A 14,438-nucleotide genomic window follows, 5' to 3' on the forward strand; every position below is an offset into this window, starting at 1 on the left:
AGAGCCTAAGTCTGATTTTTGGCAGACCGTCGATTTTTTGAACTCCAAATGATTGGAGCATCAAAAAATCGCGGGGTACTTCAGACCTTCCCTAGCGGCGTCTTTACTTGCGCTATTCTGGTGGCGATATGGGCTATCAGTCGGTTTAAAATTGTTATGGTTATTCAAGATTTTATGTTGATCCCTTTGCGCGTGACCGTGGAGCTGTGTTTAGCGTTTTTGATGGTTGCTCTGAGTGCTTGGGGTTGTTAGTACAATGGTTCCTGGGATTTGGCGCAACGACGGTACTTAGAAACGCTTAAGCCATAAGGTGTTTTTTATGGGTATCTAATTAAATTTCTAGGTTTCTCCTGGCTTTTTGATCAAAGATTGCTGATTCCAATCCGTATGCGGTTTGCGGTTTGCGGCCAGTGTTGATCCGCCATTAGGGTGGATGGTCGTTGAGCGAGCCTTCTTTGAGTATTAATCGCGATTTGATGAGGGCGAAATTTTCGCGAATGCAGTTTCGTTTAGAAAATGCCTGGGGTTTGTTAGTTGTATTCAGGGTTTGCAGGCGATATGTCTCGATGCACTGAGTGCGCACAGTAAATACTGTTTGCTTTTCAGTGTTTGGATAGGTACTTCTCGAAAAAATCAAAAACAAGTTAATTTTAAACGAAAAGCGCCGGGATTAAGGCTTTCTATTGATGTGTGCAATGGAGCGGAGTTTGTATGAGTAATAGTGCGCAAAAAAATTTCAAGCGACGAATCGAAATTCAGCGCGAGGAGCTTACTGCTTATACGGCGGAGTTCTTAGAGAGGGGAGGTGTAATTGTGGAATTTCCTGCGCTCGATGTGCGCTCTGCTGCGGTAACGCCAACAAAGCAGGCGGGGCGAAAAAAACCTAAGTAGGCCAACCGCGTGAGAAAACGGCAAGAGTTTGTCGGTCTCCATTGGGCAGGGAAGCATTTGTCACATTGTCAGTCAGAATAGTCGACCATTTTAGTGGTAGCCGCGTTATTCAGTATAGGTAAATGCCATGCCTGTGCAGGGTAAGCTGTAGGCGATTACAGATTACATTGCTGATTCAAGTAAACCGCTTGCTTTGGTACAGCGCCAGTTTAAAAAGGCGCGATGCTCCTCACCATTAGGAACACGCAGAAGTATGCAAACAAAACCACACTACTTGTTCATCTTAATCGTTAATCTGAGAAAAAAATGAATTACCACTCACGAGTGATGCTACTAGGACTGTCGGCAATCGCATCAGTCCTCACCTTAACTGCATGTCCCGTTCAGGCCGAACCGTTGCCGCTTGAGGTGTTAAGCGCGGTGGTCAAGAACCAGAAGATCGCTGATGCTGAGGTTTTATTGCAACGCAACGGTGCGCAGAACGTTGTAGGCCGTACCAATGCACAGGGGCAATTGACATTGATTAGCGAGGCGGCCGATGACGCCAGCAACCTGCTGATCATCAAGAAGCCTGGATACTCCAATTTGGTGGTCAAGTGTCCCTGTAAGGGCATGACCTACGCCCTTAGTCCTGTGCAGGAAAATCTTGACGGCCTGCGCGTCGTGTTGACGTGGGGTAAGACCCCGGAAGACCTTGATTCGCACATGATTTTCCCTGGTAACAACATCTATTTTGGTCGTAAGAATGGTACTGATGCCGAGTTGGATGTGGACGACATCGACAGTTACGGTCCAGAAACTATCACTCTGCAGAAGAAGCATTACGGCGACACCTACGTCTACTCCGTGCATGACTTTACCAACATAAGCCATCCGAACTCGCGTCAACTGTCCAACAGTGAAGCCAAAGTGTTTGTGTACATGGGGCAGTCTCTGGTACGCACCTACGACGTGCCACAAAACCGCAGCGGTAATCTGTGGACCGTGTTTCGTATCACGGGCAGTGGCGACTTTCAGGACATCGACAGCATAAGCGGCGTGATCGTTGACGACCCAAGCAAAGTATTCGGCGAGGTTAGGCCATTACTTGACGACAACGTTGCGGTCGCTGCTGTAGCGATTAGCCCTTCAGCACGGAACGATGCTAAGGCTCTGAACACCAACGGCGAAGCAGCTTACCGCGAGGGTAATCTGGAGCAGTCGATTGCTTATTTCCGCCAAGCCATTGAGCTAAACAATGGCTATGGCCAGGCTTACGGAAACCTCGGTTTGGCTTATCAAAAGGCCGGCAACACGGCCGAGTCAATCTGGGCTAACCGCAAGGCCATTGCTCTGGCGAGCGGCAGTACCGCGGCTACTGTGCGTGCGGGCTCCTACTACAACATCGCGCGAATTTACGAGGCGGGCGGACAGTTTGCCGACGCGCTGCGCCATTACCAATTGGCCAAGGAGCAAAAAGCCAATCCGGTGTATGACACAGCGATCGAGCGCACGCAAAACCGCTGAATCACTGGTGTAGAGCGGCAATCTCAACGCGCCTGGTTTGGCGCGTTGTTCATTTCAGAGGACCAACTGATGTGGTTTCACCTGGCTCATGCGCTGTCAGTATTTTGGTTTTGGATTGGCGCCACCCAGGCGGCGAACACAACGAGCTTTGCCACAATTGACCGTAACGGTTGGCCAAGAGCGCAGACGAGTGAAGCGGACTTCGATAAGGCCTCCCGCGCTGAAGTTTTGATGTTCAGCAAAGTATTGTTGAACACTGAAGGGCTGGGTGCCGAAAACCTGAAGCAGTGTCTCAACGTGAAGTCGGTAGAGTAGGTGCGTCAGCGCTTTTGGCGGCGGTTGTTGGACGGCTACGGCAAGGCTAGCGCCAATTGCCCCGGTGAATCGTTTTGCCCGTCTGTGCGGAATCTCGCCGAGTTGCGTGAGTTGGCCGCGAGTTTTACCGTTAGTGTCGGCGATACGTTAGGCACTTGGGCGACGTCCAGTCAGCATTTTCACGAGCAACACCTCAACGAACAGCTGCGTCTGTTAGCGTTGTTCCCGAAAACCAGTAGCGAAATCAACGCTTCGATGACGCTTAGCTCAATGGTGATGAACTGACCGATCGGTAGTTCCTACTGACTTTTGACGGCGGCCCGAGCGCTGCGGGAGGGCTAAGTTGTTGTCAATGCCATTTGCCGTTGATGGTCTGTGTTGCAATATCGTTGCGGGTCCTTGAGGTCTGCCTGGTCCTATGATCTAGAACTAGCGTCAATCCAATACTCCCGTCGAATCAGTCGCCATTAAATGCTCCCTGACCGTCATTATCGCCTCGTGAATTCTGGACGTAAAACTGGAGTGAGCGCGGTGGATCATGATCAAGCGATCAATGGTCCGAGTCATGGCGACATACAACAAGCGTGCCTCGTCAGCCTCGTCCTCGCCTTTTTTGGGCATTTCATGTAGCTCGGGGATGATTACAACGCCGAACTCCAACCCCTTGCTTGAGTGAATGCTGACGACTTTGACCGCGTCCACACCCTAGTATAGTTCGCTTCGGCCTTTGCTCAGGCGGCCAGATACAAACGGAATGTTAGCATCCATCAGAATTTTTTCGATTCGCAGGGCTTGGGCTGAATACCGGTATATGACGGCCATGTCCGAGAGTGAGCGGCCTCGACGTTGTTCGTCGCGAAGGCGCTCGACGATGTCGGGCGCGTTCTTGCCACGGTGTTTCGCAATGCAAAAGCTCTGGAAGGGCACCGCGTCGACCGGCGCTTTGAGGGGATACGATGGGGATGTTGTCTTCCCGAGCGTCACGGGCGCTTAGTAAGTCTAGGGAGAATGCCCGTGCGACAGACAGCACCACTAGGGTATTGCGATAGTTGAGTCGCAAAATAGTCGTACGCCCTTGGGCCTGAATACCGACACTGGCGAAACTGAACTCCATGCCTCCCTTGCCCGCTTGGCCTCGATAGATGGATTGCGCATCATCGTAAAGCACCAGCAAGGAATTGCTTGCCGGGTCAAGCATCGTCACTACCAGTTTGAGCCACTCGGGGTGGAAGTCGTGCCCCTCATCAATTAATACGCCAGCGTACTGGGCTTTTGGAATCAGTCCGCTTGCAACCCCTTCGTAGGTGTTGCGCTCCAGGAATAACTTCACCTCCTCTGGACTCATGTTTTTATCTGGCAGTGCGCCGCCGGACGTCTTCAACAAGTCCCAGCACCAGCCATGAAAATTACGCACCGATACCTTGTTGGTTAGTCCGCTCGAGGACAGAACCTGTTTCAGGCGTCCTACCAGCGATTTGTTATAGCAAAGGATCAATATCGGTTTGCTGGAGGTATGTGCCAGGTACGCGGCGCGATAGCCCAAAATCATGGTCTTGCCGCTGCCCGCGGCGCCGTGGATAACTCGATGGCCTTCACCCATAGAGCGGGCAAGTTGCTCCTGTTGTAAGTCCATTACTTTCAGAAAGCTCGGAATGGGAGCCTCGTGTTTGCCGAATAGACCAAACTGGCTGGGGGCTACGTTCACCCGCACCTCTGGGAACAGGTGGTAACGTGCCCGGTCAGTTTGCTCGTTCGTGAGATGGCACGGAAATACCTGTGCAAACATGCCAGTCAGGCGATTCTCAAAACGCTCACTTTCCACAGCCTCCATCATTTCGTCGCGGCAGATCACTCGATGTGCGTGTAACACCTTTGCTAAGCCAGCGTTTTCAAACTGATTGCGCGTGATGTCGGACAGCACCAGGCCCCAACTGTAGGGCATCAGCAAATGGCCTTGGCGGGGTGAGCCTTTAGGTTGCTTCAACTCAGGGGCTTTCTGAAGCAGGGTCAAAGCCTCCATGGTGTAAATGCGTGCTTGCACTAGCGGGTTGGCAACGGTTTCAGGCCGTCTGCTACGCGAATGGTTGCCTGTTCTACAGTCATATTTTCGATTGTGTCGAGTTTCCAGTCCTTGACCTCCAGTATCAAAATGCCTCGCTGCGGATGCATCAGAATAAAGTCTGCTTGCAAGGCCTTGGGTCCTACCGGCACATTGAACCAAGACAACCAATCATCTGAGAGTTTCTTTTCCAGACGTTCAGCGAAGCGGCGTTCACCCGCAGTATCAAAGCGGCAGCTGGTCCGGGTGGGAAAGAGTTGAGCCATTTTGTGCCTGATCCTTCAGTGTTCGATTAATGCAACTCAGGGAGATATTGGTGATCTCGGAGCGATTAGAGTGACCAAGGTGGCCTTGGTCCTCCGATCTCGTACAGGTTTACGGGAGGTCTAGCCCGCCGTTCGGGCGTCGACATCTACAAATGCGCCCTAGCGACTTGCAGCAGCCATTCAGTACGCCATATATCTCGATAGCTTGGATCGCGTAGTTTGAACAGGTGGGCTCAAACCGGCATGCATCTCGCAGGCGGGATGGCGCAACGCGCTGATACCAGCGAATGGCTGACACAGTGAGCCCCCTAATCATTAGGTTTACGCAGCGAGATGACGTAATAATTGTTCAGTTCATTTTTCTTCCCCTGTAACGCCGCGAAGTACCCTGGTTTAACGGAAACGCCAATAGTGTCGATTCGATAAAACGCCCATCCACCTTGGGCGTGTGTGTTAACCACGTTCTGTAGATAGACTGCGGCTTCATTCCCGCGATGCTCCTTTGCTCTAACCTCAATGTTTGGTGGTACTTGGACCATTTTGTAGATATACATCCGTGACTCCTCAGCAAGTGTTTGCATTCCCATGAACACAAATCTCAATTGCTTTATAGCTCGGTCAACCCGATATGAACAGTATTAGTTGTTCGTGCTTGGAAGGTCTTTGTGCGGCATCTCCATCAGTTCAATTCGTGGAGCTCAGGAGTTTGTTCTTGGGTGTTTGCCCGACATCTGTGATCGAACTGACTAATTATGATTTTGGCGCATCCAGTCAAGGGTTTGGTGCAAGCGACCGATACTTATACGGCTAGAGCCTTTATCGTAATCGAGAAAGAATTAGTAAGAATTTTTTAAATACCACTACTTACCAGAAGTGATTATTAAGTCGTTGGGTATTTTTTTGCGTGTCTGTGCAGTGCTTAATTTAGCCTCTGTCGCTGAGTCGGCGGACAAGCATTCTGAGTGGTCAGCGTCTGTGCAAACTTTAGGGCCTTCATTATTATTTTTATCCGCTTGCTAGCGTGATTGCGGTTTAAGTTCGCTCTGGCCATGTATGGCCAGAGAATCTGTGTTGTCCTCTCTCTCAGCTTAAGGATAAGCGTATGTTCGCGCCGGCCAATACTGCACAGTTCGAGTTGCTCATTCCCTCTATTCGTAATGATTTCAAGGTGCTGGCCTTTAAGGGCGCTGAAGCCATCAGCAGCTTGTACGCGATCCAAATTGAACTGGTCAGCGAGTCCCCGGACTTTGATCTGGAAAGCCTGCTCAGTCAGACCGCGTTTCTGCGTTTCGGCCTCTTTGGTGAGGGGCTTCACGGGCTTATCGAGGATGTGTGGGTCAGTGATGCGGGCAAGCGGCTGACCCGGTATCACCTGACACTGGTCCCGGCCCTGCATTACTTGCAGTTCAGTCACCAGCAACGGATTTTTCAGCAACTGGCCGTCACGCAAATTATCACCCAGGTCCTTGAGGGCCACGGCATCCAAGCCGATGCCTTTACTTTCAACGTCAGTCCCAGCCCTAAACGTGAGTACTGCACGCAGTATGGGGAAAGCGATTTTATCTTCGTTCAGCGCCTGTGCAGCGAGGAGGGAATGGCCTGGCATCACCAGCACAATGCACAAGGACACCACCTGGTCTTTACTGACGATCAAGCTTGGTTCCCTACGCTCGGCGATACACCGTATTGGCCAGGTTCCGGTCAGGTGGCCGATCATTTGGTGGTCAGCCATTTCTCCCGGCGCGTCAGCACACGGACCAGTCAGGTCACCCGTGTTCCCTACGCTCGGCGATACACCGTATTGGCCAGGTTCCGGTCAGGTGGCCGATCATTTGGTGGTCAGCCATTTCTCCCGGCGCGTCAGCACACGGACCAGTCAGGTCACCCGTCGCGGTTACGACTTCCAACGGCCAAGTCTGTTGCTGGAAGGCCAGTTCAGCGCCGAGTTCACGCCAGCGCTGGAGGACTATCGTTCGCCGCTGCTGATCAATAGCGAGCAACGTGGCAAGCAACTGGCCCGCCAGGCGCTGGAGCGGCACCGCGCCGACTACCAATTGGCCGAAGGAAAAAGCGATCAGCCCACGTTGTGCAGCGGACATTTCTTCAAATTGGTCGAGCATCCCCGTCGATCGTGCAACGACTTGTGGCTGCTGCTGAGCGTCGAGCACGAAGGCAAACAGCCGCAGGTGCTGGAAGAAGTGATTAGCAGCGACGTGAAGCCCGAGGACGGTTTTACTCAGGGTTATCGCAACCGTTTCAGTGCCATTCCGTGGGACGTGTTCTATCGTCCGCCGGTGGTCACACGCCCCTCGCTGCTCGTAAGCCAGACCGCACGCGTGACGGGACCTGTCGGCGAAGAGATTTTCTGCGATGAATATGGGCGGGTGAAGGTCGAGTTCCATTGGGATCGCGCCGAATTGGGCAGCGACAAGAGCAGTTGCTGGCTACGCGTGTCGAGCAGTTGGGCGGGTAAGAGCTTCGGTGCGGTGACGATCCCGCGCATCGGCATGGAAGTGGTGGTGACCTACCTGGAAGGTAATCCTGACCACCCGTTAATCACGGGGTGCGTGCCTAACAAGGTCATGCCGGTGCCGTACCCATTGCCCGCAAACCAAACTAAAACCGTGATGCGCAGCCACAGCTCGCCGCACAGTGGCGGTTACAACGAACTGTCGATTGAAGACCGAGCGGGGCAGGAAAACATCTACCTGCGCGCCCAGCGCGATATCGAGCAATTGGTCCTCAATGACAGTGACGCCAAAATTGGTAACGACCGCCGTGAACAGGTCATCCGCGACAGCCACAGCCTGATTGGCAATGACCGATCGGAACAGGTCGATAAGAACAGTTCCAGCCTGATCAAGGGTGACGAACTGCACACCACCCAAGGCCAGCGCAACACCCTTATTGGTGGCGACGAGGTGATCTCGATCACGGGTAACAGCAGCACCTCGGCGGGCGGCACGCTGATGATTCAGGCGTTGACGCAGGCGCACGTCACCGCGAACAATGTGGTGATTGACGCGGGGATGAGCTTGACGCTGCAGGCCGGTGGGCAGCACATTGTGATCAGCGCCGGCGGCATTTTCAGCAGCGTCCCCATTGTTCTGGGCGGCGCCCCTCTGGTGGGAACGCCCGCACAACCGGCCCTTTCGGTCATGCCTGTGAGCCTTGAAGCGCTTGCGGCGCCGCCCCTGGCCACCCAAGGTCCAGCCTTAATGCAAGCTGCGCAGCAAGGGGCTCCCATCTGTGCTGTATGCCAAAAACTCGCAGAGTTAAATGCATGAGTCAGGCTTATTTGCTGCTCGATGGTGCGCTCATCGACAACCTGCCAATGCGCCTGTCAGAACTCGGCAGTAGCGCGTTTCAGCCGCTGTATCTACACACGGCTTACAGCCCTCTAGCCGCGTTGAGCCCGGTGTTAGTACCGGCGGCGTCCGGCAGTACATTGGCCCGCACCTTTACCCAGGGGTGGAGTGAGACGGCGGGGCTTTGGTTGGAATCCGAAGTGGATGAGGCGTCGTTATTGCAGCATCTGCGCAGCCTGATTCACGCCCGTGTTGAGGGCGATGTCACCGTGTTGTTTCGCTACTACGCCCCCCCCCCCGCATCATGCGGTTATGGCTTGCCGACCAACCGCCCGTGGTGCGTGATCGGCTGATGGGACCGGTTCGCCTTATTTTGCTACCATCATCGGTGCACCCTTCGGAGGTTATCCGTCAGGAAAACCCTGAACAGCCGATGGCGCAATACGCGGATAAACCCTGGTTATTCCTGACTTCGGACCAATTGGATCACTTGAGCGAAGCCAAGCGAGAGCGTGTTGCCCGGCAGTTGATCGAGTATTGCCAGCAACACTTCCCTCTGCGTCTGCAAGGATTGGATGACGTCGAGCAGCAGCAGCAGTGGGCGATAGGCTGCCAGCGTTGCGCTGACCGGCACGGCTACGGCGCCGCCGATGAGGTCATGCGCTGGGTCAACCTGTATGCCGTACTAGGCGATGACTTTCCGATGCGCCCGACCATGTCGTTTACCGACAGATCCTCGGCGAGAAAGGGGTTTTGCCTGAGCAGCGCCTGAATAAGCTGAATGCTGAACTGCCGCGTCAACTGCTTGCCGAGAAGGAACTCTTTGCATGAGTGCAGACAAACTGGAATGGTTGATCGCCTGGTTCAGGCTGACCGCGCCGCCAAGGCAATGCCGCACGTCGATATCAACAGCCTGAAGACACCTTGTCCTGCCAGTCAAGGGGCCACTTTGGTGGATGTCATGTCGATCGACAAGCTGGTGCAGGATTTGGAAAACGTGGTTTGCGCGGATGAGCGCGCCATCGGCACGCGGTAATACCTCCGGAGGCTGGATAGCTATTCGCCGTACTGGACATTCCGGCGCTCGCCATAGGACGAGGCTTGACCTGGTTGAATAAGCAACCGGTGATCAATGGATTGTCGGGATGCCTTCTAGGTAGGTGATGAGGGCTTCCATACCAATACGTGAATGGCCACACCCAAGTTATCCCTCGCCTAACTGGAGGCCATTCTCTCAGGAGGCCGGTAAGTCACAGTATGCTCAGCCGGCTATTTTGCGGTGAAGGGTCAGATATTAAAATTTAGAGACAGAGGCGTTGTTGTGGAACTCAAACGTTATCAAAAAAAGCGAAATGAGTTAGGTCGTGTTCAGCTTGAGGTCTGTGACTCCGATATATTTGTGGCGTTTTGGAAGGATCAAAACTATGTGTCAGCCCACGACCGGGATGGTGTGGAGTGGCTGCTGAGTGCCGACACAACTTTACGGGATATCGAAAACGCCGATGATCAGTTGGTACGTATTCATCACTCGCGCTTAATTCGACGCAGCTGTATCGAATCGCATCGATACGTCCGCCCCAAAGGCGAAAGTAACGGGTATGGAGTGGTCCGAGTTGGGGGGCATGATTACCGCTCCTCGCGTCGCTACTGGACGTTGTTGGCGTGTAAAGAGTGAGACTCAGCCGAACAAAACCCAAACCTGGCTAGCCCAGACTGTTTGACAAGCCTAAGTACCGACTGCGCAGCATTATCGAGCGCATGTTTGGCTGGCCGAAGAAGAACCGACGGGTTACTTGAATCTACGGAGGCGTCTGCACTTGTTCGGCATAGGTGCCACAAACGATGTCTGGTGCCCCCGCAATCAAAATCAGCTCATTGTGTTGGGTTATATAAACTTGAGTGTCCGTCCTCTCAAGATTCAGGCCGTCATCAAAGGCGTGAAGGCTGGCCGGGTTTTTCTGACGAACGCCGAGATCCAGAAGATTGACCTGGTCCACGTCGACTATGCTGACAGGCTGAATCATGACATGGCTGCGCGCAGAGTCATCGAGCAATCGCGGCGGCCGCCGTGAAATCAGTGGAACCTGAAAACACCGCAGCAACCGGTTCGGTTGGAAGCCCCTTTAGCGGTCAACCCAACGCGAATGACGCTCTACTCGATGACGAGTCAATTCTAATGTTGCGCTTGATTCGACGTGTTTTATATTCCAAGTGGTGAAGCGCCCTGATTACGCCGACTCATATGCCGCTTGTCGGAAGGAGGGGCACCCTAAGCTACGAGGTGACTAGTTGACGCATTCGGTAGGCTATTTGGCGCAATCGGGCGAAATTAACATGAGCGCATACCGTTATGATATGGACCGTATAGGCTGGTCAATCCCCGCTGTGTGAGTCTTGCAACGGCAGTTTTTTAATGTGCTGAACTCCGTGGTTGGCGGTGAGTGTTCTCCGCTCTAGCCGGTAAAGACAAGATTTGTATTATGTATCGTTTGGAGAGGATATGTCTCGTCATAGCTGTGGAAAGGTTGCGGTTGTATGCAAAAATGCAGGTACGCTTCTTAGATATGCAGCCGCGCTGAATGATCTGGGTTATTTTACTCTTGGCTTGTGCGGTTCCGCTTCAGAGCTAATTGGATTGTTCAAAATGGGAAAACAATTCGAATATGTAATATTCGATGGATTTGATCTGGGCATAGATGCGCAAAAAATCAAACAAATCGTGGGGTGCGCCACAACTACATCGATCATTACAGTTTCGGATGTAAATTCAATAGAGCGCAGAGGGATATTTCTTTGGGCCAAACAAAATAAAATACCATTATTGGGAGTGCTTCAAGCGCCGTTTCGTCTGTCGGAGCTCCAGTCATTGATGGGGCGCGAAATGTTGTTTGCGATGTGATTCATCTTTTCATTTGTGCTGAAATTTTTTGTTATTCAGCGCATCGCCTCCTCGTAGGTTTTGAAGAAATTTGTTTCTACTGAAAATAGGGCTTCATTCGACAGGCTTTACCCATGAGTCATCGAATAAAATGAGGGATGGTCGTAACTATAGGGCGCTCATCGCGGCGCTAGCATGGGGTTACGGAACTTATGACAATTCCGGATTGGCGATCACTGAAAGCCATACTCAGCCATACGAAACTGCTTAGAATGATCATTCCCCCTCAAGCGGATCGCCTCCCCCCTCAAATGGTAAAAACATGAAAGCTCGCTTTAGTCGCAGCTACTTCGCGTGCAGCATTGCCCTCTTGTTGTTGATGATTATTCTTGCGACATTAGGTGCCAGATGGGGGTGGGTGCGTGGATTTGCCGGAGACATGCTTGCGGTGATGTGTGTGTACTGTACGTTCGGGGCGGTTTTGATGGCATCGCCAATATCGCGCGCCTGTGCCGCGCTCCTGATTGGATTAGGTGTTGAGTTTGCTCAATATTTAATTTCAGCTTGCGATCTTCAAATATCGAACCGGGTTCTGAGAATTATTATCGGTGCTACTCCAGATTGGTGGGATGTCGTGGCGTATGTGCTCGGAGCCTTGCTGGTGCTTAGCCTAAGCAAAATTGTACGACTGATTGCTAGACGGTGCACATCCGCTATTTGTTGGAAAAAATGAAATCTACAAGGGTTGCCCAGATACGTTAATTAAACGCTTGTATATGCGCCACAATCCGCTTTTTTAGTTTGGCAAGTGTGATTAATTAATAATTGTTGAGCGCTATTCATGCTTACGCTCATGTGCACTTGATATCTGATAGTTTTTGAGTAACTGATATTTTACTGTCTAGACAAAGCCTGCTGCGCAAGGTCGCGCGGAATGGTAGATCTTATCAGTGAGGGTGTTTTTTTATCGAAAGCCGGAAGCGCCGCAATAACGCTCGTCTTAATTTTTGACGTAGGTGTGCGCTATCGCTAGTACGTGGTGTGCAGTCGATGCTGACTGCTATGTGACCAGAGATTAAGTCTTAATTGATTTGGCAGTGATTGACTGGGTTTCTCGGAGTTTATATTGCGGGGCTTATTGTAAAAAATAGTCACTAAGGAAAAGGGGGGGGCTGCTTTGAAAATGCGAAATGTCAGTGTTGTCGCGGTATTGGTGCTGGCTTGTGGTTACGTCTCTAGCGATATCTTTTACTCTGTCAGTGCTCAAGAGTTCGGCATAATTTTGCGCAATGGAAGATTGGTGGGCACGGCAATGCCGGGGCCTGGATGGAAATTACCGTTCGTCGATAGTGTGGTGTCAATCTCAATGCAAGAGAATATTACAAATGGGATTCTTTCCAGGCTAGAAAAAAGGATCTTGATGTAATAAACATTGACGTTTCTGTCAATTGGCAGATTAAGTCCGTGGATGCAATTGATCTTTATAAAAAATATGGAGAATTGGAGGGGGTGGATAATGCGATCCTTGTACCAAGAATTACTGAGGGCTTAAGGGTGGCAATCTCACACTTGTCTACGATGGATGCGCTAAACAAGCGAAAACTTATCAGCGCAATAAAAAACCACATGGATCGCACGTCGTTTAGTCCGGTAACTATTAATCGCGTTTTTGTTGGCAGTACCCATGCTGAGAGTATTCATTATTCGGATTAAACCTTCATAGTGAGGAGATGCGTCATGGGGGGGGGTATTCATATGAGAGGGAGAATGAGATGAAAATGGTCTCGCGACATAAAAAGGTATTATTTATAGTATTTGGATTTGTTATCTGTGCGTCGCTCTCGTTTAAGTATTTACTACTGGTGTTTTCGGAGCATGAGCGCGGACTGCACCTGCGTAACGGGGAGGTAATTTCCGTCGATGGCCCTGGCTTTAGTTGGAGGGCGCCCATAGTGGATAACATAGTTTACTTTTCGACCAAAACTAATATCTCCGAGTTGACCGCAATTCATGCCTACTCTTCGTCCGATAAATACGCCACATCAGAAATTACCGTGGATGCCTCGATAAGTTGGCGCGTTTCACCAAATGAAATTTCAAATGTTTACATTCGCTACGGTGATGAGGAGTCTATTGAAAGCGCTATTATAAAGCCAATAGCAAGCGAGGTGATTGGTTCGGTATTATCCAAATATTCGGCTATCACATTAATGGAAACGCCTGAATTATTTATAGATGATGCGAAATCCGCAATCAGACAGTCCATCGGAGCAATAATTGAAATTGACGATGTCAGTGTAGCAAGTATTAGGTTGTCGGAACTGGATGGCTCCGCACCGACGGATTCAGAGGCTGGGGCCACAGCAACATCAAATTAATCGGCATCCGATCTCGAAAATATTCGTGTTGCAATTATGACTGATTAAGCTAAATCAAAAAAAACGTTGCTGATATTTATCTTGGGGGCGGTTGTTTAGGTGGTAGTGACTTTTCTCCTCAGTAAGCTGTCAGTGAAGACACTGAGGTTCTACAATAGTATGGCTTCTTTATGTTTGAAGATCTTTCGGGTGTTAGTTCTATAGCTTGTCCGGTTCTGCTGAATGTATCCCGGACGATGGTTTGACGAGACGCTTAAGGAATCTATGTGTTAAAACGAATTTTTGTCTTGGTGCTATTTTTACTAATATCGGTATATGGGTATACGAAAATTATGGGGCGCGTGGGCGGAGGCCCCGTTCCAGGTCATGAGATGGTTAAGGCCGGTAATTCTGCCGATTTGATAACCGTCAATAAGCAAGAGAGACAAATGCTTTTATGGCGTGAAGGTGTGTTGCTGGCCAAGTATCGCATCGCGCTTGGTGCTGCTGCGAATGGTGGTGCAAAGCAGCGAGAGAGGGATGAGAGAACACCTGAAGGGCGTTACTTTATCGATTGGCGCAATCCCAAATCAATGGCCTACCTTAGTTTGCATATCTCATATCCAAATGCGATTGATTCACTGCGCGCCCGTGAAAATGGGTATTCGCCAGGCGGTAATATTATGATTCATGGTTTGCCCAACGGATGGGCGTGGTTTCAGCCGTTTCACTTTCTGTGGGATTGGACGGATGGTTGCATCGCAGTAACTAGTAGCGAAATGCGTGAAATATGGGTATTGGTTCCTGATGGTACGCCCATTGAAATAAGGTAGGGCAGGGGTTGATAGGGAAGTTGTC

At 51.1% G+C, this 14,438-nt stretch carries 19 protein-coding genes and 3 pseudogenes; 16 read left to right on the forward strand and 6 right to left on the reverse strand.

What is annotated here, in order from left to right; all coding sequences use genetic code 11:
* The first annotated feature begins 711 nt into the window (after positions 1–711).
* The 4 genes from J2X66_RS29000 (at position 712) to J2X66_RS29015 (ending at position 2,997) form a co-directional block, all read left to right on the forward strand.
* The gene (locus J2X66_RS29000; protein ID WP_310271790.1) at positions 712–891 is read left to right on the forward strand and encodes a hypothetical protein; all 180 of its coding nucleotides are present in this window, start codon (positions 712–714) and stop codon (positions 889–891) included.
* Positions 892–1,218: 327 nt separating this feature from the next.
* A complete protein-coding gene (locus J2X66_RS29005; RefSeq protein ID WP_310271906.1) occupies positions 1,219–2,397 on the forward strand; it encodes a tetratricopeptide repeat protein in 1,179 nt (392 codons plus the stop codon).
* Positions 2,398–2,466: 69 nt separating this feature from the next.
* Entirely contained in the window at positions 2,467–2,712 is a 246-nt protein-coding gene (locus J2X66_RS29010) for a hypothetical protein (RefSeq protein ID WP_310271793.1), read from the forward strand.
* The gene (locus tag J2X66_RS29015; protein ID WP_310271796.1) at positions 2,713–2,997 is read left to right on the forward strand and encodes a hypothetical protein; all 285 of its coding nucleotides are present in this window, start codon (positions 2,713–2,715) and stop codon (positions 2,995–2,997) included.
* 150 nt (positions 2,998–3,147) lie between these two features.
* Here the strand turns inward: J2X66_RS29015 and J2X66_RS29020 are convergent, their stop codons facing one another.
* From J2X66_RS29020 to J2X66_RS29040, 5 genes are all read right to left on the reverse strand, one after another.
* Positions 3,148–3,414, reverse strand: coding sequence for a 3'-5' exonuclease (locus J2X66_RS29020; RefSeq protein WP_310271798.1), 267 nt, complete (start codon positions 3,412–3,414; stop codon positions 3,148–3,150).
* Positions 3,415–3,469: 55 nt separating this feature from the next.
* Positions 3,470–4,732 carry a UvrD-helicase domain-containing protein gene (locus tag J2X66_RS29025; protein WP_310271802.1) on the reverse strand — a complete coding sequence of 421 codons (1,263 nt, stop codon included), beginning with the start codon at positions 4,730–4,732 and terminating at the stop codon, positions 3,470–3,472.
* A gap of 20 nt (positions 4,733–4,752) precedes the next feature.
* On the reverse strand, positions 4,753–5,037 hold the full coding sequence (locus tag J2X66_RS29030) for a nuclease-related domain-containing protein (protein ID WP_310271805.1): 285 nt from the start codon (positions 5,035–5,037) through the stop codon (positions 4,753–4,755).
* 109 nt (positions 5,038–5,146) lie between these two features.
* Positions 5,147–5,353 carry a membrane protein insertion efficiency factor YidD gene (yidD, locus tag J2X66_RS29035; protein WP_310271808.1) on the reverse strand — a complete coding sequence of 69 codons (207 nt, stop codon included), beginning with the start codon at positions 5,351–5,353 and terminating at the stop codon, positions 5,147–5,149.
* Positions 5,346–5,591, reverse strand: a complete 246-nt coding sequence (locus tag J2X66_RS29040) for a DUF4177 domain-containing protein (protein WP_310271811.1) — start codon at positions 5,589–5,591, stop codon at positions 5,346–5,348. Before J2X66_RS29040 ends, yidD begins: the two co-directional genes overlap by 8 nt.
* A 548-nt stretch (positions 5,592–6,139) precedes the next feature.
* Here J2X66_RS29040 and tssI point away from each other — a divergent pair.
* The 6 genes and pseudogenes from tssI to J2X66_RS29075 all read left to right on the forward strand — a co-directional run.
* Positions 6,140–8,324, forward strand: a pseudogene (gene tssI / locus J2X66_RS29050) (type VI secretion system tip protein TssI/VgrG).
* Positions 8,321–8,698: a DUF4123 domain-containing protein gene (locus J2X66_RS29055; protein WP_310271813.1), complete on the forward strand. Its 378-nt coding sequence runs from the start codon at positions 8,321–8,323 to the stop codon at positions 8,696–8,698. The pseudogene tssI and the gene J2X66_RS29055 overlap by 4 nt, the downstream one beginning before the upstream one ends.
* Positions 8,699–8,778: 80 nt before the next feature.
* A complete protein-coding gene (locus J2X66_RS29060; protein WP_310271815.1) occupies positions 8,779–9,117 on the forward strand; it encodes a hypothetical protein in 339 nt (112 codons plus the stop codon).
* A gap of 75 nt (positions 9,118–9,192) precedes the next feature.
* Entirely contained in the window at positions 9,193–9,381 is a 189-nt protein-coding gene (locus J2X66_RS29065; protein ID WP_310271818.1) for a hypothetical protein, read from the forward strand.
* 285 nt (positions 9,382–9,666) lie between these two features.
* Positions 9,667–10,020: a hypothetical protein gene (locus J2X66_RS29070; RefSeq protein ID WP_310271821.1), complete on the forward strand. Its 354-nt coding sequence runs from the start codon at positions 9,667–9,669 to the stop codon at positions 10,018–10,020.
* Between the two features lie 14 nt (positions 10,021–10,034).
* Positions 10,035–10,136, forward strand: a pseudogene (locus J2X66_RS29075) (IS5/IS1182 family transposase); the annotation flags it as partial.
* An 8-nt stretch (positions 10,137–10,144) separates the two neighbouring features.
* On the opposite strand, the gene J2X66_RS29080 reads toward J2X66_RS29075, so the two are convergent.
* On the reverse strand, positions 10,145–10,369 hold the full coding sequence (locus J2X66_RS29080) for a hypothetical protein (RefSeq protein ID WP_310271824.1): 225 nt from the start codon (positions 10,367–10,369) through the stop codon (positions 10,145–10,147).
* 476 nt (positions 10,370–10,845) lie between these two features.
* On the opposite strand from J2X66_RS29080, the gene J2X66_RS29085 reads away from it, so the two are divergent.
* From J2X66_RS29085 to J2X66_RS29100, 6 genes and pseudogenes are all read left to right on the forward strand, one after another.
* Positions 10,846–11,244 carry a hypothetical protein gene (locus tag J2X66_RS29085; protein ID WP_310271827.1) on the forward strand — a complete coding sequence of 133 codons (399 nt, stop codon included), beginning with the start codon at positions 10,846–10,848 and terminating at the stop codon, positions 11,242–11,244.
* A 301-nt stretch (positions 11,245–11,545) separates the two neighbouring features.
* Positions 11,546–11,956 carry a DUF2809 domain-containing protein gene (locus J2X66_RS29090; RefSeq protein WP_310271830.1) on the forward strand — a complete coding sequence of 137 codons (411 nt, stop codon included), beginning with the start codon at positions 11,546–11,548 and terminating at the stop codon, positions 11,954–11,956.
* A gap of 450 nt (positions 11,957–12,406) precedes the next feature.
* Positions 12,407–12,649 carry an SPFH domain-containing protein gene (locus J2X66_RS30410; protein ID WP_405046820.1) on the forward strand — a complete coding sequence of 81 codons (243 nt, stop codon included), beginning with the start codon at positions 12,407–12,409 and terminating at the stop codon, positions 12,647–12,649.
* A pseudogene (locus J2X66_RS30415) lies at positions 12,616–12,936 on the forward strand (SPFH domain-containing protein); the annotation flags it as partial. The gene J2X66_RS30410 and the pseudogene J2X66_RS30415, both read left to right, overlap by 34 nt.
* Before the next feature lie 59 nt (positions 12,937–12,995).
* Positions 12,996–13,601, forward strand: a complete 606-nt coding sequence (locus J2X66_RS29095) for an SPFH domain-containing protein (RefSeq protein WP_310271833.1) — start codon at positions 12,996–12,998, stop codon at positions 13,599–13,601.
* Between the two features lie 266 nt (positions 13,602–13,867).
* On the forward strand, positions 13,868–14,413 hold the full coding sequence (locus tag J2X66_RS29100) for a L,D-transpeptidase family protein (protein ID WP_310271836.1): 546 nt from the start codon (positions 13,868–13,870) through the stop codon (positions 14,411–14,413).
* Positions 14,414–14,438 lie beyond the last annotated feature (25 nt).

Origin of the sequence: Pseudomonas sp. 3296, from assembly GCF_031456615.1 — a bacterium.
Taxonomy (GTDB): domain Bacteria; phylum Pseudomonadota; class Gammaproteobacteria; order Pseudomonadales; family Pseudomonadaceae; genus Aquipseudomonas; species Aquipseudomonas mucoides.